General features: G+C 69.3%; 15 protein-coding genes. All 15 read left to right on the top strand.

Annotated elements, in window-relative coordinates; all coding sequences use genetic code 11:
* The first annotated feature begins 30 nt into the window (after nucleotides 1-30).
* The 15 genes from AC07VX_RS01185 (at nucleotide 31) to ubiT (ending at nucleotide 18281) form a co-directional block, all read left to right on the top strand.
* On the top strand, nucleotides 31-1896 hold the full coding sequence (locus AC07VX_RS01185) for a type IV pili methyl-accepting chemotaxis transducer N-terminal domain-containing protein (RefSeq protein WP_493163562.1): 1866 nt from the start codon (nucleotides 31-33) through the stop codon (nucleotides 1894-1896).
* On the top strand, nucleotides 1893-2561 hold the full coding sequence (locus AC07VX_RS01180; protein WP_493163563.1) for a response regulator: 669 nt from the start codon (nucleotides 1893-1895) through the stop codon (nucleotides 2559-2561). The genes AC07VX_RS01185 and AC07VX_RS01180 overlap by 4 nt, the downstream gene beginning before the upstream one ends.
* Nucleotides 2562-2923: 362 nt before the next feature.
* On the top strand, nucleotides 2924-4177 hold the full coding sequence (locus tag AC07VX_RS01175) for an MFS transporter (protein WP_493163564.1): 1254 nt from the start codon (nucleotides 2924-2926) through the stop codon (nucleotides 4175-4177).
* Between the two features lie 18 nt (nucleotides 4178-4195).
* On the top strand, nucleotides 4196-5806 hold the full coding sequence (locus AC07VX_RS01170) for an MFS transporter (RefSeq protein WP_493163565.1): 1611 nt from the start codon (nucleotides 4196-4198) through the stop codon (nucleotides 5804-5806).
* A 224-nt stretch (nucleotides 5807-6030) separates the two neighbouring features.
* The gene (locus AC07VX_RS01165) at nucleotides 6031-7368 is read left to right on the top strand and encodes an MFS transporter (RefSeq protein WP_493163566.1); all 1338 of its coding nucleotides are present in this window, start codon (nucleotides 6031-6033) and stop codon (nucleotides 7366-7368) included.
* Nucleotides 7369-7379: 11 nt separating this feature from the next.
* Entirely contained in the window at nucleotides 7380-11171 is a 3792-nt protein-coding gene (locus AC07VX_RS01160; RefSeq protein ID WP_493163567.1) for a nitrate reductase subunit alpha, read from the top strand.
* Between the two features lie 19 nt (nucleotides 11172-11190).
* Nucleotides 11191-12714 (top strand): nitrate reductase subunit beta, encoded by a 1524-nt coding sequence (gene narH / locus AC07VX_RS01155; RefSeq protein WP_493163568.1) that lies wholly within the window; start codon nucleotides 11191-11193, stop codon nucleotides 12712-12714.
* Between the two features lie 11 nt (nucleotides 12715-12725).
* Entirely contained in the window at nucleotides 12726-13418 is a 693-nt protein-coding gene (gene narJ / locus AC07VX_RS01150; protein WP_493163569.1) for a nitrate reductase molybdenum cofactor assembly chaperone, read from the top strand.
* Nucleotides 13415-14110: a respiratory nitrate reductase subunit gamma gene (narI, locus tag AC07VX_RS01145; RefSeq protein ID WP_493163570.1), complete on the top strand. Its 696-nt coding sequence runs from the start codon at nucleotides 13415-13417 to the stop codon at nucleotides 14108-14110. Before narJ ends, narI begins: the two co-directional genes overlap by 4 nt.
* Nucleotides 14111-14117: 7 nt before the next feature.
* Nucleotides 14118-14867: a peptidylprolyl isomerase gene (locus tag AC07VX_RS01140; RefSeq protein ID WP_493163571.1), complete on the top strand. Its 750-nt coding sequence runs from the start codon at nucleotides 14118-14120 to the stop codon at nucleotides 14865-14867.
* Nucleotides 14868-14871: 4 nt separating this feature from the next.
* Nucleotides 14872-15561, top strand: a complete 690-nt coding sequence (locus tag AC07VX_RS01135; protein ID WP_493163572.1) for a carbonic anhydrase — start codon at nucleotides 14872-14874, stop codon at nucleotides 15559-15561.
* A 46-nt stretch (nucleotides 15562-15607) separates the two neighbouring features.
* Complete coding sequence (locus tag AC07VX_RS01130) at nucleotides 15608-15913, top strand: DUF2249 domain-containing protein (RefSeq protein WP_493163573.1); 306 nt, start codon at nucleotides 15608-15610, stop codon at nucleotides 15911-15913.
* A gap of 9 nt (nucleotides 15914-15922) precedes the next feature.
* Nucleotides 15923-16960 carry a ubiquinone anaerobic biosynthesis protein UbiU gene (gene ubiU / locus AC07VX_RS01125; protein WP_493163574.1) on the top strand — a complete coding sequence of 346 codons (1038 nt, stop codon included), beginning with the start codon at nucleotides 15923-15925 and terminating at the stop codon, nucleotides 16958-16960.
* A 5-nt stretch (nucleotides 16961-16965) separates the two neighbouring features.
* Nucleotides 16966-17862, top strand: coding sequence for a U32 family peptidase (locus AC07VX_RS01120; RefSeq protein ID WP_493163575.1), 897 nt, complete (start codon nucleotides 16966-16968; stop codon nucleotides 17860-17862).
* Complete coding sequence (gene ubiT, locus AC07VX_RS01115) at nucleotides 17859-18281, top strand: ubiquinone anaerobic biosynthesis accessory factor UbiT (protein WP_493163576.1); 423 nt, start codon at nucleotides 17859-17861, stop codon at nucleotides 18279-18281. The genes AC07VX_RS01120 and ubiT overlap by 4 nt, the downstream gene beginning before the upstream one ends.
* The last annotated feature ends 6 nt before the right edge of the window (nucleotides 18282-18287 follow it).

The raw sequence follows: 18287 nt of genomic DNA, 5'->3' as shown, positions 1-18287 counted from the left end.
TCCCGGGCTGGGCTGACCAGAATCCGCCGCATGTCCAAGGGCTGGAATCGCGCGCGTCTCGCCACCAAGGTCGGCATCCTGGGTGCCGTCCTGCTGTGCATCGCGCTGGCGTCCATCAGCCTGACGCTGTGGATAGGCTGGCAGCTCGAAGGCGGCGCCGCGGCGGTCAACGAGGCCGGGCGGCTGCGCATGCAGACCTGGCGCCTGGCGCACCAGGGCGCGGCGGGCGGCAGCGAGCCGGTGCGCAGCCTCGTCCAGGCCTATGACGCCTCGCTGCAGTTGCTGGTGGACGGCGATCCGGCGCGACCCCTCTTCCTGCCGCGCGACGAGCGCACGCTGCAGGCCTGGCGCGGCGTGCGCGAGGGATGGCAGCAGCTCAAGTCGGCCGCGCCCGACGGCCTGCCGGTGCCCAGTGGCGCGCAGGCCGAGGCGCTGGTGCGGCGCATCGACTTCCTCGTCGACGCCGTCGAGGCCCGCATGGCGGGCTGGAGTTCCCTGCTGTCCAGCGTGCAGCTGGTCCTGGTCGGGCTGGCCATCGCGGCGGCCATGGTCCTGCTGTATGCCTCTCACCTGGTCGTGTTCGCGCCGGTGGACCGCCTGCGCCGCGGCCTGCAGGCGCTGGAGCAGGGCACGCTGGGCACCCGCATCGCCGAGGACTCGCAGGACGAGTTCGGCGACCTCGCCCGCGGCTTCAACCGCATGGCGCAGCGGCTGGAAGCCGTCTACCGCGGCATGGAGGACGAGGTGCGTGCCAAGACGGCCGACCTGCGCCTGGAGCAGCAGCGCCTGGCCACGCTCTACGAGGCCACGTCGTTCGCCGCGGGCGTCTCGTCCCAGCGCGACCTGGCCGCCGGCTTTGCGGAGCGCATGCGCCGCGCAGCCCGCGCCGACGCGGTGGCGCTGCGCTGGCTGGATCCGAGCCAGCAGCGCATGGTGCTGCTGTCCTCGCAAGGCCTGCCCCCGGCGATGGCCGAGGCCGAGCGCTGCCTGGCACCAGGCGACTGCCATTGCGGCAGCGCCGCGACGGATGCCAAGGTCATTCCCATCGCCCGCGAGGACGAGGCGAACTCCCACTGCGTCAAGGCCGGCTTCGTCGCCGTGACGGCGGTGGCGCTGAATGTGCAGGGCCGCGTGATGGGCGAAGTGGATCTGCTCTTCCGCGACATGCCCCGGCCCAGCAAGGCCGATCGCGAGCTGCTGGACAGCCTGGCGAGCCACCTGGCCAGCGCCATGGACGGCCTGCGCAACGAGGCCCTGCAGCGCGAGGCCGCCGTGGCCGAGGAGCGGGGCATGCTGGCCCGCGAGCTGCACGATTCCATCGCCCAGAGCCTGGCCTTCATGAAGATCCAGCTGCAGCTGCTCAAGGACGCCCGCCAGGGCGGCAAGGCCGATGCGGCGGACCGTCTCGTCGACGAGCTGGAGCTGGGCCTGAGGGAATGCACAGCCGACGTGCGCGCGCTGCTGATGCACTTCCGCACCCGCACCGACGGCGACGACCTGCTGCCCGCGCTGCAGCAGACGCTGCAGAAGTTCCGCCTGCAGAGCGGCGTGCAGGCCGAGCTGGAGGTCGACGGCCACGGCGCACCGCTGCCGGCCGACGTGCAGGTGCAACTGCTGCACGTCGTGCAGGAAGCGCTGGCCAACGTGCGCAAGCATGCCCAGGCCAGCCAGGTGCAGGTGAAGCTGACGCACCAGCCGCACTGGCAGATCGATGTGCGCGACGACGGCCGCGGCTTCGACGCTGCCGCAGGCGCGCCCGACGACAGCCATGTGGGCTTGCGAATCATGCGCGAGCGTGCCGCCAAGGTGGGCGCCGCGGTGGCGCTCGAATCCCAACCCGGCCGCGGCACGCTGGTGCGGGTCTCCCTCCCCGAATACGAACCGACCCAGCCATGAGTTCCGTCGATCCCATCCGCGTCCTCGTCGTCGACGACCACACGCTGTTCCGCCGCGGCCTGATCGCGCTGCTGGCCACGCAGTCGCAACTGCAGGTCGTCGGCGAAGCCGGCGACGCGGGCGCCGCCGAGCGCCTGGCCGCCGAGCTGCGGCCCCAGGTCATCCTGCTGGACAACCACCTGCCCGGCGTCGCCGGCGTGCAGGCCCTGCCGGCGCTGAAGGCCGCTGCGCCCGGTGTCCAGGTGCTGATGCTGACGATGAGCGAATCCGAAGCCGACCTCGGCGCCGCGCTGCGGGCCGGCGCCTGCGGCTATCTGCTGAAGACGGCCGACAACCAGGAGCTGACTCAGGCCATCGAACGCGCGGCGCGCGGGGTGTCCAGCTTCAGCGCCGAGATGGCCGGCAAGCTGGCCACGGCCTTCCGCCACGAGGCCGAGGCGGCTTCCACGGCCGCCGCGCCGCCGCCCGACCCGCTGGGCACGCTGTCACCCCGCGAGCGCGAGATCGTCGAACTGATCGCCCGGGGCGACTCCAACAAGCAGATCGCCCGGGAACTCGGCATCGCCGAGACCACGGTGAAGATCCATGTGCAGCATCTGCTGCGCAAGCTGGACCTGGATTCGCGGGTGCAGGCGGCGGTGCTGGTGACGCAGCAGCGGGCGTAGTTCAAAGCCGTTGCACCGATGGGTTGGGGCCGGGACATGGGGGAGCCCAGTTGCTTCGTGTCCCCCGGGCCGCTGCGCGTCCCTCCCCCTTTACCTGCGCAACTGGACTCCCCCATGCCCCGGCCTGCCGCCAGCGGGTTTTCGCGGCGAACACCGAATGCAACGCAAGCCCGAGCAACGAAGCATCAGGCCCGCCAGCCCTCCTGCGCCCATCCAGACGTCGCCAGAGGCGTAGTTCTTTAGAACGAGGCCGCCCCGACCCTCGTCCTCCCAGCGGCCGGTGCCCCGCTGATCCTCCGGTGAATGGGCAGCGCGCGCCGCGCGCGGGACAGTGGGTGCATCGTCACTGAGGAGGAATCTGCATGAGCGCAGCCCCCATCGACCGCAAGGCCTGGTCGGTCCTGATCGTCAGCACCCTGGCCTTCACCGTCTGCTTCATGGTGTGGATGATGTTCGGCGTCATCGGCATCCCGATCAAGAAGCAGCTCGGCCTCAACGCCACCGAGTTCGGCCTGCTCACGGCCATGCCGGTGCTGACCGGCTCTCTGGTGCGCGTGCCCCTGGGCATCTGGACGGACCGCTACGGCGGCCGCATCGTCATGGCCCTGCTGATGCTCGCCACCGTGCCGGCCATCTGGGCCATGGCCGATGCCACGCAGTATTGGCACTTCCTCGTCATCGGGCTGTTCGTGGGCCTGGCGGGTGGTTCGTTCTCTGTCGGCACGCCTTACGTGGCGCGCTGGTTCCCCAAGAGCCGCCAGGGCATGGCCATGGGCGTCTACGGTGCCGGCAACTCGGGCTCGGCCGTCAACAAGTTCGTGGCGCCCGTGCTGCTGGTGAGTTTCGGCTGGGCCATCGTGCCGCAGGTGTACGCCGCCATCATGGCCGGCACCGTCGTGCTGTTCTGGCTGTTCAGCTATAGCAACCCGGCCCACCTCGTCACCAGCAACGTCAGCTTCGGCCAGCAGCTCAAGGCGCTGAAGGACCCGCGCGTGCTGAAGTACTGCCAGTACTACAGCATCGTCTTCGGCGGCTATGTTGCGCTGGCACTGTGGATGGTGCAGTACTACGTCGGCGAGTACAGCCTCGACATCCGCGTGGCCGCGCTGCTGGCCGCCTGCTTCAGCCTGCCCGGCGGCGTGCTGCGCGCCATCGGCGGCCTGCTGTCCGACAAGTACGGCGCCCACAAGGTGACGTGGTGGGTGATGTGGGTGAGCTGGATCTGCCTGTTCCTGCTCAGCTACCCGCAGACCGACTTCACCGTGGTGACCACCGCCGGCGCCAAGACCTTCCACATCGGCCTGAACGTGTACGCCTTCACCGCGCTGATGGGCGTGCTGGGCGTGGCCTTCGCCTTCGGCAAGGCCTCGGTCTTCAAGTACATCAGCGACGACTACCCCGGCAACATCGGCGCCATCAGCGGCATCGTGGGCCTGGCCGGCGGCCTGGGCGGCTTCGTGCTGCCCATCCTGTTCGGCGCGCTGCTGGACCTCACGGGCGTCCGTTCCAGCGCCTTCATGCTGATGTACGGCGTCGTCTGGGTCTCGCTGATCTGGATGTACTGGACCGAGGTGCGCCGCACCGACGTCATGGGCCACGGCGTCCAACCCGCCTGATCCGAACAAGGAAAGAACATGAGCAAGAACGACATCGCCGACTGGCGCCCGGAGGAAGACGCCTTCTGGAACAGCACCGGCAAGCGCATCGCCTACCGCAACCTGTGGATCTCCATCCCGGCCCTGCTGTGCGGCTTCGCCGTCTGGGGCATGTGGGGCATCATCGCCGTGCAGATGCTCAACCTGGGCTTTCCCTTCACCCAGGCCGAGCTCTTCACGCTGACGGCCATCGCCGGCATCTCGGGCGCCACGATGCGCATCCCGGCCTCCTTCCTGATCCGCATGGCGGGTGGCCGCAACACCATCTTCCTCACCACGGCCATGCTGCTGGCCCCGGCCATCGGCACCGGCGTGGCGCTGCAGCACAAGGACTGGCCGCTGTGGGCCTTCCAGCTGATGGCGCTGTGGTCGGGCGTGGGCGGCGGCAACTTCGCGTCGTCGATGTCCAACATCTCCACCTTCTTCCCCAAGCGCCTGCAGGGCACGGCGCTGGGGCTGAACGCGGGCCTGGGCAACTTCGGCGTGACGACGATGCAGATCGTCATCCCGCTCGTGATGACCGTCAGCCTGTTCGGTCTCAGCGGCGACTCGATGACGCTGGTGAAGGCCAGCGGCTGGATCTTCGGCAAGATTCCGGCCGGCACCCAGACCTGGGTGCAGAACGCCGGCTTCGCCTGGGTGCTGTCGCTGGTGCCGCTGGCCATCCTGTGCTGGTTCGGCATGAACAACCTGAAGACGGTGACGCCGCAGAGCGGCTCGCCGCTGGTGGCCTTCCTGAAGATCACCTACCTGTATTCGCTCGCCTTCGTGCCGTCCATCGGCATGCTCTACCTCTACCTGCCGGCGCCCACCGGCCTGGGGCTGCTGAACATGTGGGTGGCCATCCCGCTGGACATCATCGCGGCGCTGCTCGTCATGCGCCTGGCCGCCTTCGGTGCAATGAAGGAGAACGTGGCCAAGCAGTTCGCCATCTTCAAGAACAAGCACACCTGGAGCCTGACGGCGCTGTACGTCGTCACCTTCGGCAGCTTCATCGGCTTCTCCATGGCCCTGCCGCTGGCGATCACGGTCATCTTCGGCTTCCAGCACGTGCCCGACGCCGCGGGTGTCCTGACCCACACGCTGAAGAACCCGAACGCGCCGTCCGCGCTGACCTACGCCTGGATCGGCCCCTTCGTTGGTGCCGCCGTGCGGCCCATCGGCGGCTGGATCTCGGACAAGGTGGGCGGCTCGATCGTCACCCAGGTCATCTCGGCGGTGATGGTGTTCGCATCGGCCGCGGTGGGCTATGTCATGCAGCAGGCCTATGGCTCGGCCACGCCGGAGCAGTACTTCCCGGCCTTCATGGGCCTGATGGTGCTGCTGTTCGCGGCCAGCGGCGTCGGCAACGGCTCCACCTTCCGCTCCGTGGGCGTCATCTTCGACCGCACCCAGGCCGGCCCCGTGCTGGGCTGGACCTCCGCCGTCGCCGCCTACGGCGCCTTCATCGCGCCGGTGCTGATCGGTGAGCAGATCAAGGCGGGCACGCCCCAGCAGGCCTTCTACGGCTTCGCGGCCTTCTACGCCGTCTGCCTGGTGCTGAACTGGTGGTTCTACCTGCGCGGTGGTGCGGAGATCAAGAACCCGTAACCCTGCATAGACCCTGTGCAAATCGCGCCCAACAGGGCGCGATTTCCTTTTTGAAGATCGGATGTGGCCGGGGGACGCGAGCATCAGACCTGCCCCGCCGCCTGCGCCCAGCCCGCAGCGGCCCCTCGTCCGAAAGAACGATGCCCATGCTCGCGGGCCTCCTCCTTCCGCGCCACCCACACCCGACCGGCGGTGGATGGGCAGCCAGGCCCCCAGCGCGGAGCATGACGATCGTGCACAAGACCCTCTCCCTCCCGCTGCCCTGGAATCCGGAAGACCCGGATTTCTGGACCGGCCATGGCCGGGCGGTGGCGCTGCGCAACCTCTGCATCGCCATCCCCGCGCTGGCGCTGTCCTTTGCAGTGTGGATGCTGTGGTCGGTACTCGTCGTGCACCTGCCGGCGGCGGGCTTTCGCTACACCACCAACCAGCTGTTCTGGCTGAGCGCATTGCCGGCCCTGTGCGGCGCCACGCTGCGCATCTTCTACGGCTTCGCCGTGCCCTGGGTGGGCGGGCGGCGCTGGACGGCGCTCTCCACGGCCAGCCTGCTGCTGCCGGCCGGTGGCATCGCGCTGGCCGTGCAGGACCCCGCCACGCCCTACGAATGGATGGTGGCGCTGGCGCTGCTGTGCGGTCTGGGCGGCGCCAACTTCTCCAGCGGCATGGCCCACATCAGCGCCTGCTTCCCGGCACGCGAGCAGGGTACGGCGCTGGGCCTGGGGGCCGGTTTCGCCCACCTGGGCGTGGGGCTGGTGCAGTGGGCGGTGCCGGTGGTCATCGGCGTGGATCTCTTCGGCCTGCCGGCTCAGTCGGGCGGCGTCTGGCTGGCCAACGCCGGCCTGGTGTGGCTGCCCCTCATCGTGCTGGCCAGCGCGGCGGCCTGGTTCGGCATGGACGATCTGCCGTCCGACGGCGTCAGCATCGCCGAGCAGGCCCAGCTCTTCACGCACCGCCACAGCTGGCTGATGAGCTGGCTCTACCTGGGCAGCTTCGGCAGCTTCATCGGCTTTGCGGCGGCCTATCCGCTGCTGCTGCGCAGCCAGTTCCCCGACCTGGGCGGCGCGCTGCAGCTGGTCTGGATCGGGCCGCTGCTGGGCGCGCTGGCGCGGCCGTTGGGCGGCTGGCTGGCCGACGACCTCGGCGGCGCGCGCATCAGCCTCGTCTGCTTCAGCGTGATGGCCCTGGGCGTCATCGGCGTGCTCGCCAGCCTGGGGGCCGAGCGTGGTGCGCCGCTGTTCGTCGGCAGCTTCGCGCTGCTGTTCCTGGCCGCTGGCGTCGCCAACGGCAGCACCTTCCGCATGGTGCCGCTGGGCTTTCTGCGCGAGGCCCAGCACAGCCAGGGCTCGGTGCCCGAGGCCCAGGCCCATGGCGCCGCGGCGCTGGGGCTGTGCTCGGCCGTCGGTGCCTACGGCGGCTTCTTCATTCCCAAGAGTTTCGGCAGCGCGATCACGCTCAGCGGCGGTCCCGCGGCTGCCTTGTATTGCTTCCTAGCGTTCTATCTGAGCTGCATGGCCATCTGCTGGTGGTTCTACGGCCGACGGAACGCCCCCCTGTCCTGTTAACGGAGAAATCGATGTCCCACTTTCTGGATCGACTGACCGCCTTCCAGCTGCCCAAGGAGGTCTTTGCCGGCGGCCACGGCGTGAGCACCGGCGAGGACCGCACCTGGGAGGACGCCTATCGCAACCGCTGGGCACACGACAAGATCGTGCGCAGCACCCACGGCGTGAATTGCACCGGCTCCTGCTCGTGGAAGATCTACGTCAAGGGCGGCATCGTCACCTGGGAAACCCAGCAGACCGACTACCCGCGCACCCGCGCCGACCTGCCCAACCACGAGCCGCGCGGCTGCGCACGGGGCGCGAGCTACAGCTGGTATCTCTACAGCGCCAACCGCGTGAAGTACCCGATGGTGCGCGGCCGGCTGCTCAAGCGCTGGCGCGAGGCGCTGGCCGTGTCCAAGAGCCCCGTCGACGCCTGGGCGCTGATCCAGGGCGATGAATCGGCCCGCCGCGACTATCAGCAGGTGCGCGGCATGGGCGGCTTCGTGCGCTCCACCTGGGACGAGGTCAACGAGCTGATCGCCGCGGCCAACGTCTACACCATCAAGCAGCACGGCCCGGACCGCGTCATCGGCTTCTCGCCCATCCCGGCGATGTCCATGGTCAGCTATGCCGCCGGCAGCCGGTATCTCAGCCTGATCGGCGGCGTCTGCATGAGCTTCTACGACTGGTACTGCGACCTGCCGCCCAGCAGCCCGCAGGTCTGGGGCGAGCAGACCGACGTGCCCGAGTCGGCCGACTGGTACAACAGCAACTACATCATCGCCTGGGGCAGCAACGTGCCGCAGACGCGCACGCCGGATGCGCACTTCTTCACCGAGGTGCGCTACAAGGGTGCGAAGACGGTGGCCGTGACGCCCGACTACTCCGAGGTCGCCAAGCTGGCCGACTTGTGGCTGCACCCCAAGCAGGGCACCGACGCGGCGCTCGCCATGGCCATGGGCCACGTCGCGCTCAACGAGTTCTATTTCAAGGAACGCAGCCCCTACTTCGACGACTACGCGCGCCGCTACACCGACCTGCCGCTGCTGGTTCTTCTGGAAGAACAGACCCTGCCCGACGGCCGCAAGACCCGCGTGCCCGGCCGCTACCTGCGCGCCAGCGACCTGGCAGGCCAGATGGGCCAGAGCAACAACCCCGAGTGGAAGACGCTGGCCTATGACGACAGCGGCCGCCTCGTGCTGCCCAACGGCTCCATCGGCTTCCGCTGGGGCTCGGAAGGCCGCGATGACACCGGCAAGTGGAACCTGGAAGCCAAGGAGGCCGGCAGCGGCGCCGACGTCAAGCTCAAGCTCTCCCTGGTCGAGGACGGCGCGCAGGCGCACGAGATCGTCGATGTGGCCTTCCCCTATTTCGCCGGCAGCGCCAGCGAGCACTTCACGCCCAACCCGCAGCAGGACGGCGTCAGCCACTGCGCCCGCGTGCCGGCCACGACGCTGAAGACGCCGGACGGCGAGGTGCTGGTCGCCACCGTCTTCGACCTGCAGGCTGCGCAGTACGGCATCAACCGCGGCTTCGGCTCGGGTGCCGCCAGCTACGACGACAACGCGCCCTACACGCCGGCCTGGCAGGAGGCCATCACCGGCGTGCCGCGTGCCCAGGTCATCCGCGTGGGCCGCGAGTTCGCCGAGAACGCGCACAAGACCAACGGCAAGTCGATGATCATCATCGGCGCCGCGATGAACCACTGGTACCACTGCGACATGAACTACCGCGGTGTCATCAACCTGCTGATGATGTGCGGTTGCATCGGCCAGAGCGGCGGCGGCTGGGCGCATTACGTGGGCCAGGAAAAGCTGCGCCCGCAGACCGGCTGGGTGCCGCTGGCCTTCGCCACCGACTGGGTGCGCCCGCCGCGCCAGATGAACAGCACCAGTTTCTTCTACGCCCACACCGACCAGTGGCGCTACGAGAAGCTCAACGTCGATGAAGTGCTGTCGCCGCTGGCCACGGAGGCCGAGCGCGCCGAGTTCAACGGCAGCCTGATCGACTGCAATGTGCGCGCCGAGCGCATGGGCTGGCTGCCCAGCGCTCCGCAGCTCAAGACCAACCCGCTGCAGGTGGTGAAGGACGCGGCCGCCGCCGGCCTGGCGCCCAAGGACTACGTCGTGCAGGCCTTGCGTGACGGCTCGCTGCAGCTGAGCTGCGAAGACCCCGACGCACCGCAGAACTGGCCGCGCAACATGTTCGTCTGGCGCTCCAACCTGCTGGGCTCCAGCGGCAAGGGCCACGAGTATTTCTGCAAGCACCTGCTGGGCACCGAGAGCGGCGTGCAGGGCAGGGACCTGGGCGACGACGACGCCAAACCCAACGAGGTGCGTTGGCACGCCAAGGCGCCGCAGGGCAAGCTGGACCTGGTCGTGACGCTGGACTTCCGCATGAGCACGACCTGTCTCTACTCGGACATCGTGCTGCCCACCGCCAGCTGGTACGAGAAGAACGACCTCAACACCAGCGACATGCACCCCTTCATCCACCCGCTGTCGGCGGCCGTGGACCCGGTCTGGCAGGCCAAGAGCGACTGGGAGATCTACAAGGGCTTCGCCAAGGCCTTCAGCAAGGTCTGCATCGGCCACCTGGGCGTGGAGAAGGAGGTCGTCATGTCTCCGCTGATGCACGACACGCCGGCCGAGCTCGCCCAGCCCTTCGGCGTGAAGGACTGGAAGAAGGGCGAGTGCGACCTCATCCCCGGCAAGACGGCACCCACCATCGCCGTCGTCGAGCGCGACTACCCGGCCACCTACGAGCGCTTCACGTCGCTCGGCCCCCTGCTGGACAAGCTGGGCAACGGTGGCAAGGGCATCGGCTGGGACACCAAGACCGAGGTGGCCCAACTGGGCGAGCTCAACGGCGTGAACGGCGAGGGCCGGGCCCGCATCGTCACCGACATCGACGCCTGCGAAGTCATCCTGCAGCTGGCCCCTGAGACCAACGGCCATGTCGCCGTGAAGGCCTGGGAGGCGCAAGGCCGCGCGACCGGCCGTGAGCACGCCCACCTGGCGCTGCACCGCGAGGACGAGAAGATCCGCTACCGCGACATCCAGGCGCAGCCGCGCAAGATCATCAGCTCGCCGACCTGGAGCGGCCTGGAGAGCGAGAAGGTCTCCTACAACGCCGGCTACACCAACGTGCATGAACTGATCCCATGGCGCACCCTCACCGGCCGCCAGCAGTTCTACCAGGACCACGCCTGGATGCGCGCCTTCGGTGAGGGCTTCAGCAGCTACCGCCCGCCGGTGGACCTGAAGACCACGGGCGAGATCCAGAGCATCAAGCCCAATGGCAATCGCGAGATCGTGCTGAACTTCATCACGCCGCACCAGAAGTGGGGCATCCACAGCACCTACAGCGACAACCTGCTGATGCTGACGCTCAACCGCGGTGGGCCGGTCATCTGGCTCAGCGAGGACGATGCCAAGTCGGCCGGCATCCAGGACAACGACTGGGTGGAGCTGTTCAACGTCAACGGCGCCATCGCGGCCCGTGCGGTGGTCAGCCAGCGCGTGAACCCCGGCATGACGCTGATGTACCACGCGCAGGAAAAGATCATCAACACGCCTGGGTCCGAGATCACCGGCGTGCGCGGCGGCATCCACAACTCGGTGACCCGCATTGTCACCAAGCCCACGCACATGATCGGCGGCTACGCCCAGTACAGCTACGGCTTTAACTACTACGGAACCATCGGCACCAACCGCGACGAGTTCGTCGTGGTGCGCAAGATGAACAAGGTGGATTGGCTCGACACCCCGCGTGACGACCACCTCGCCGCGGCCTACCAGTCGCAAGGCGAAAACCCCTGAACACGCGAGGAGCAATCAAATGAAGATTCGCGCACAGATCGGCATGGTGCTGAACCTGGACAAGTGCATCGGGTGCCACACCTGTTCCGTCACCTGCAAGAACGTCTGGACCAGCCGTCCCGGCGTCGAGTACGCCTGGTTCAACAACGTCGAGACCAAGCCCGGCATCGGTTACCCCAAGGAATGGGAGAACCAGGACAAGTGGAACGGCGGCTGGATCCGCAAGCCCGACGGCAAGCTGGAGCCGCGCCAGGGGGGCAAGTGGAAGCTTCTGATGAAGATCTTCGCCAACCCCAACCTGCCGGAGATCGACGACTACTACGAGCCCTTCACCTTCGACTACGACCACCTGCAGTCGGCCCCCGAGATGAAGCATGCGCCCACGGCCCGCCCGCGCAGCCTCATCACCGGCCAGCGCATGGAGAAGATCGAGTGGGGCCCGAACTGGGAGGAAATCCTCGGCGGCGAGTTCAGCAAGCGCTCGAAGGACAAGAACTTCGATGATGTCCAGAAGGACATCTACGGCCAGTTCGAGAACACCTTCATGATGTACCTGCCGCGGCTGTGCGAGCACTGCCTGAACCCGGCGTGCGTGGCGAGCTGCCCCTCGGGCTCGATCTACAAGCGCGAGGAAGACGGCATCGTGCTGATCGACCAGGACAAGTGCCGCGGCTGGCGCATGTGCGTGTCGGGCTGCCCGTACAAGAAGATCTACTACAACTGGAAGAGCGGCAAGGCCGAGAAGTGCATCTTCTGCTACCCGCGCATCGAAGCGGGCCAGCCCACCGTCTGCTCGGAAACCTGCGTGGGCCGCATTCGCTACCTCGGCGTGCTGCTGTATGACGCCGACCGCATCGCCGAGGCGGCGGCTACGCCCAACGACAAGGACCTCTACCAGGCCCAGCTCGACCTCTTCCTGGACCCCTTCGACCCCGCCGTCATCAAGCAGGCGCGGCTGGACGGCATCCCGGAGAACTGGCTGGAAGCCGCGCGCAACAGCCCCGTCTACAAGATGGCCGTGGACTGGAAGGTGGCGCTGCCGCTGCACCCCGAGTACCGCACGCTTCCCATGGTCTGGTATGTGCCGCCGCTGTCGCCGATCAGCTCGGCCGCCAACGCCGGCCAGCTCGGCGCGGTCGGCGAGCTGCCCGACGTGCAGCAGCTGCGCATCCCCGTGCAATACCTCGCCAATCTGCTGACCGCGGGCGACACGGTGCCCGTCATCGGTGCGCTGGAGCGCATGCTGGCCATGCGCGCCTACCAGCGCGGCGTGCATGTGGACGGCGTAAAGAACCTGGCCGTGCTGGAGCAGGCAGGTCTCGACGAGGCCCAGGTGCAGGAGATGTACCGCGTGATGGCGCTGGCCGCCTACGAAGACCGTTTCGTCATCCCGACGACGCACCGCGAGTACGCCGAGAACGCCTTCAACGTGCGCGGCGGCTGCGGCTTCAGCTTCGGCAACGGCTGCTCCGAGGGTGTCACCGAGACCAGCCTGTTCGGCTCGGAGAAGAAGCGCACCATTCCCATCAAGGCAACCCTGTGAGGACGGCCGCCATGTTCAACAAGCTGACCGCTGCGCCTCACAGCCTGCGCGTGCTCGCCGCGCTGCTGCGCTACCCCGACGCGGAGTTCCGCGCCGCCATCCCCGAACTCGTGCCGGCCCTGCGCGCCGAGGCCGCGCTGACGCCGGCCCGCCTGGAAGAGCTGTGCGCGCTGCTGCAGCGCCTGCAGCGCGACGACCCCTTCGCGGTCGAGGCCGACTTCGTCGACCTCTTCGACCGCGGCCGTGGCACGGCCCTGCACCTGTTCGAGCACATCCACGGCGACTCGCGCGAGCGCGGCCCGGCCATGATCGACCTGCAGCAGACCTACGAGCGCGCCGGCCTCTTCCTCGCGCCAGGCGAGCTGCCCGACCACCTGGCCGTCGTGCTGGAGTTCGCCAGCACGCAGCCGGCCCGCGAGGCGCGCGACTTCCTCGCCGAGATCGCCCACATCGTGCGCGCCATCTTCAGCGCGCTGCAGCGCCGCCACAGCCCCTACGCCAGCGTGCTGGCCGCGGTGCTGGAGCTGGCCGGCGAGCGCGCCGAGGCCGTCGAGATTCCGCCCGAGCCCGAGCTCGACGAGGACTGGGCCGAGCCCGAAGCCTTTGGTGGCTGCTCGTCGGCCGGCCAGTCGCGGCCCGAGCAGCCGCAACCCATCCACATCGTGCGCAAGCCGTCCGCGCATCAACCGGGAGCCCAGGCATGAACGCCGTCCACAACTTCCTGTTCGTCGTCTACCCCTACATCTGCCTGGCCGTCTTCCTGATGGGCAGCCTGGCCCGCTTCGACCGCGACCAGTACACCTGGAAGAGCGACAGCTCCCAGATGCTGCGCAAGCGTGGCATGAACTGGGCCAGCAACCTGTTCCACGCCGGCATCCTGTTCCTCTTCGTCGGCCACTCGGTGGGCATGCTGACGCCGCACGCCGTCTACGAGCACTTCATCAGCCCGGCCAACAAGCAGATGCTGGCCATCGTGGCCGGCGGCGTGGCGGGCACGTTCTGCTTCATCGGCCTGTCCATGCTGATCTGGCGCCGCATGACCGACCCGCGCATCCGCCTCACCAGCCACCGCACGGACCTCGCCATCCTGTGGATCCTGTGGGTGCAGCTCAGCCTGGGCCTCATCACGCTGCCGTTCTCGCTGGCGCACGCCGACGGCACGGTCATGCTGGTGCTGTCCGACTGGGCGCAGCGCATCGTCACCTTCAACCCCGATGCGAGCGGCCTCGTGCACCTGGCCTGGCCCTACAAGGTCCACATGGTGCTGGGCATGACGATCTTCCTGCTCTTCCCCTTCAGCCGCCTCGTGCACGTGTGGAGCGGCCTGGCCTCGGTGTTCTACGTCTTCAGGCCTTACCAGGTGGTGCGTTCGCGCCGCCTGAACCTGCCCAAGTGAGGTGAACATGGTTTTCGTGAACGACATCGCGATCGCCGCCGCCGACGAGGCGCTGGACGAGGAGGCGCTGCGCCAGCGCGCCTGCACCGAGCTGCTGCGCCAGCGCGCCATGGAACTGGGCCTGCTCGCCACGGACGACCCGGCACCCGTCGAGGGCGCGGTCAGCGAGGAGGCCAGCCAGGCCATCGAGGAGCTGCTTGCCCGCGAGCTGGCCGGCCCCGAGCCCGACGACGTGGCCTGCCGCCGCCACTACGACGCCAACGCCCGCCAGTACGCCCGGGGCGAGCGCGTGCAGGTGCGCCACATCCTGTTCGCCGTCACGCCCGGCGTGGACGTGGGCCTGCTGCGCCAGCGCGCGGAAGGCCACCTGATCGCGCTGCGCGCCAGCGACGTGGCCGCCTTCACGGAGGCGGCCAAGACCCTGTCCAACTGCCCCAGCGGCGCACAGGGCGGCCAGCTCGGCTGGCTGACCGCCGACGACTGCGCGCCCGAGTTCGCCAAGGAGCTGTTCGGCCGCAGCGAGATCGGCGTGCTGCCGCGCCTGCTGCACAGCCGCTTCGGCCTGCACATTGCCGCCATCGACGCGCGCGAGCCGGGCCAGCTGCCGGCCTTCGAGCAGGTGCGCGAGGCCGTGGCCCAGCGCATGCGCCAGCTGCACCAGATCAGCGCGCTGCGCCAGTACCTGCAGACGCTGGCGGCCGACGCGCGGCTGGAAGGCGTCGAGCTCCAGAAGGCGAGCTCGCCCCTCGTACAGTAGGTCCATGCCCGACGAGCTGCTCGAACGCCTGCGCCGCTTCCAGACGGATGCCTTCCCGCAGCAGCGCTCGCTGTTCCGGCATCTCGTCGACGACGGCCAGCACCCGCTGACGCTCTTCATCGGTTGCTCCGACTCGCGCCTCGTCCCCTATCTGCTGACGGGCGCCGGGCCAGGCGAGCTGTTCCTCGTCCGCAACGTCGGCGCCTTCGTGCCGCCGTATGACCAGAGCCAGGGCTTCCACGGCACGGCAGCGGCCATCGAGTACGCCGTGCTCAACCTGCAGGTGCGCCGCATCATCGTCTGCGGCCACAGCCACTGCGGCGCCATCCGCGCGCTGTACGGTGAGGTGGCGCCGGCCGCGCAGAACCTCGCGCGCTGGCTGGACCTGGGCCGCGAGGCCGCGCTGCCGGTGGCCGAGCCTGGCCCCGAGGTGATGCGCCGCACCGAGCAGCGCGCCGTCGTGCTGCAACTGGAGCGGCTGATGGACTACCCCATGGTGCGCGAGCAGGTCGAGACCCGCAAGCTGACGCTGCATGGTTGGCACTACGTCATCGAGGACGGCGAGGTGCACGTCTTCGACGTCGGCGTCGGCGCCTTCGTGCCCGCTTCGAAAGCGGACAACGCCGGCACCGGCCCCTACCGCTTCGGCGACGACGACAGCGGCCTGGACGCCAGCGGCGTGCCGCTGTCTTGAACTGGTTCAAGGCGCTGCGGAGTCGCCAGCCCTAGGCTGACGGCCCATGAACAATGCCCTCCACGACCTCCGCCCGCTCGCGCCCGCGCAGCGCCACCAGCTTGCCTTCCAATGCTTCGATGCCCTTGCCGACGGCGAGGCCTTCGAGCTGGTCAATGACCATGAACCCCGCGGCCTGCTGATGCAGTTCCATGCCTACCGCCCGCAGTCCTTCGGCTGGCAGGTGGTGCAGGCCGACCCCGGCTACTGGCGCATCCGCATCAGCCGCGCCGCGCCCGGCGAGGCCGTGGCGCCCGTGCCCCAGGGCGGCGGTTGCGGCTGTGGCGGCAGCGGCGGCTGCAGCGGCGGTTGAGCTGCCGGCATGTCGCTCGAATCCCGCCCGCCGCGCAAGCCTGAACTCGTCTGCCCGGCCGGCTCGCTGCGTGCGCTGCAGCTCGCCATCGATGCCGGCGCCGACGCCGTCTACCTGGGCCTGAAGGACGCCACCAATGCGCGCAACTTCGCCGGCCTGAACTTCGATGCCGCCCAGGTGCGCGAAGGCGTCACGCTGGCCCACCGCCGCGGCCGCCAGGTGCTGATGGCGCTCAATACCTTCGCCGACGCGCGCGACACCGCGCCCTGGCAGCGCGCGGTGGACCATGCCGCCGAGCTCGGTGCCGATGCCCTCATCGTGGCTGACAGCGCCGTGCTGGCCGACGCCCACCGCCGCCACCCGCAGCTGCGGCTACACCTGTCGGTGCAGGCCTCGGCGACGAACTGGGAGGCCATCGATTTCTACCACCAGCGCTACGGCATCGAGCGTGCCGTGCTGCCCCGCGTGCTGACGCTGCAGCAGGTGCAGCATCTGATCAAGCACTGCCCCGTGCCGGTCGAGGTGTTCGGCTTCGGCAGCCTGTGCGTGATGGTGGAGGGGCGCTGCGCGCTGTCCAGCTACGCCACGGGCCAGTCGCCCAACACGGCCGGCGTCTGCTCGCCGCCGTCGGCGGTGCGCTGGGACGAGGCGGCCGACGGCGTGCGCGCCCGCCTGGGCGGCGTGCTGATCGACCACTACCGCCCCGGCGAGCCGCGCGGCTACCCGACGCTGTGCAAGGGCCGCTTCGAGGTGGGCGGCCTGACGCGCGACTACGCGCTGGAAGAGCCCACCAGCCTCAACACGCTGGCACTGCTGCCGCAGCTGATCGCCTCGGGCGTGAGCGCCATCAAGATCGAGGGCCGCCAGCGCAGCCCCGCCTACGTGGCCGAGGTCACCAAGGTCTGGCGCGCTGCCATCGACACCGCCTGGGCCGCCTTCGAGGGCCGCGGCCGCTACAGCGTGCAGCCGGCCTGGGACGGCCAGCTTGCCCGCTGGGCCGAGGGCCAGCAACACACGCTGGGCGCCTACGACCGCCCCTGGAGATGAACACGATGATGGAGCTTTCCATCGGCCCTCTGCTGTACTGGTGGCCGCGCGAAGCGCTGCTGAACTTCTACGCCGACCTGGCCGACGCGCCGGTGCGCAGCATCGTGCTGGGCGAGCTCGTCTGCTCGCGGCGCAACGAGATCAGGTTCGACGACTGGCTGGCCATCGCCCGCGAGCTGCGCGCCGCCGGCAAGGCCGTGCGCCTGGCGACCATGGCCCTGGTCATGAGCGAGGCTGAACTGCGCACGCTGCGCCGCGTCTGCGAGCAGGAGGAGTTCCCCGTCGAGGCGGGCGACGCCGCCGCGCTGCAGGTGCTGTCCCGCGCGCGCCGGCGGCCGTTCACGCTGGGGCCGCACCTCAACATCTACAACGCCGCGGCGCTGGGCGAGCACGCGGCCCTGGGCGCCGACCGCTGGGTCGCGCCGGTGGAGCTGTCGCTGGACGCGGTGGGCCGCATCAACCCGCAGCCGTCGTCCATCCAGACCGAGGTCTGGGCCTTCGGTCGCCTGCCGCTCGCCTTCTCGGCGCGCTGCTTCACGGCCCGCCACCACCGGCTGCAGAAGGACGACTGCCAGTTCCGCTGCCGCGACGACGCCGACGGGCTGCTGCTGAAGACGGGGGAGGGCGAGGACTTCCTCGCGCTCAACGGCATCCAGACGCAGAGTGCCGCGCTGCAATGCCTCATCGGCCACGGCCCGGCGCTGCGCGAGGCCGGCGTGAGCCTGCTGCGGCTGTCGCCCTGCGGCGCGCATTTCGGCCGCGTCGTCGAACTGTTCGACGCCGTGTTCGCGCGGGGCGCCGATGCCGGCGAGGCGCTGGCCGAGCTGCGCGCGCTGCCGCTGCCCGGCCGCCTCGTGGACGGCTTCGCGCGCCGCCAGCCGGGTCTTGCGGAGGCTGCATGAACACCGCACTGCCCAGCCTCCCGCCATCCTGGCGCGAGCGCGTCGCCCGCCTGCCCAGCCGGCCGCCCTCCACCCTGCTGGCCCTCGCGCTGGACCGCCTGCTGCTGCCGCGCCTGGACGCATCCCAGCGCCAGGCCCTGCAGGGCCGGACGGTCGAGATCGAGCTTCGGGAGCTGGGCGCCCGCGTGCGCCTACAGCTCGGTGCGCGCGGTTTCCGCGCCGCGGGCGAGGGCGGTGCGCCGCATCTGCGCCTGCGCGCCCGCGCCGATGCGCTGTGGCGGCTGCTGCGCGGCCAGGACGACGCCGACCGCCTGTTCTTCGATGGTGCCCTCGTCATGGAGGGCGACACCGAGTACGGCCTGATCCTGAAGAACACGCTGGACGCCATCGGGCCGCTGTGGAGCGCGCCCGCGGCGTGAGCGGGT

The organism is Roseateles sp. GW821-FHT03B02 (assembly GCF_059421025.1).
This window is presented reverse-complemented; position numbering and strand designations above follow the sequence as displayed.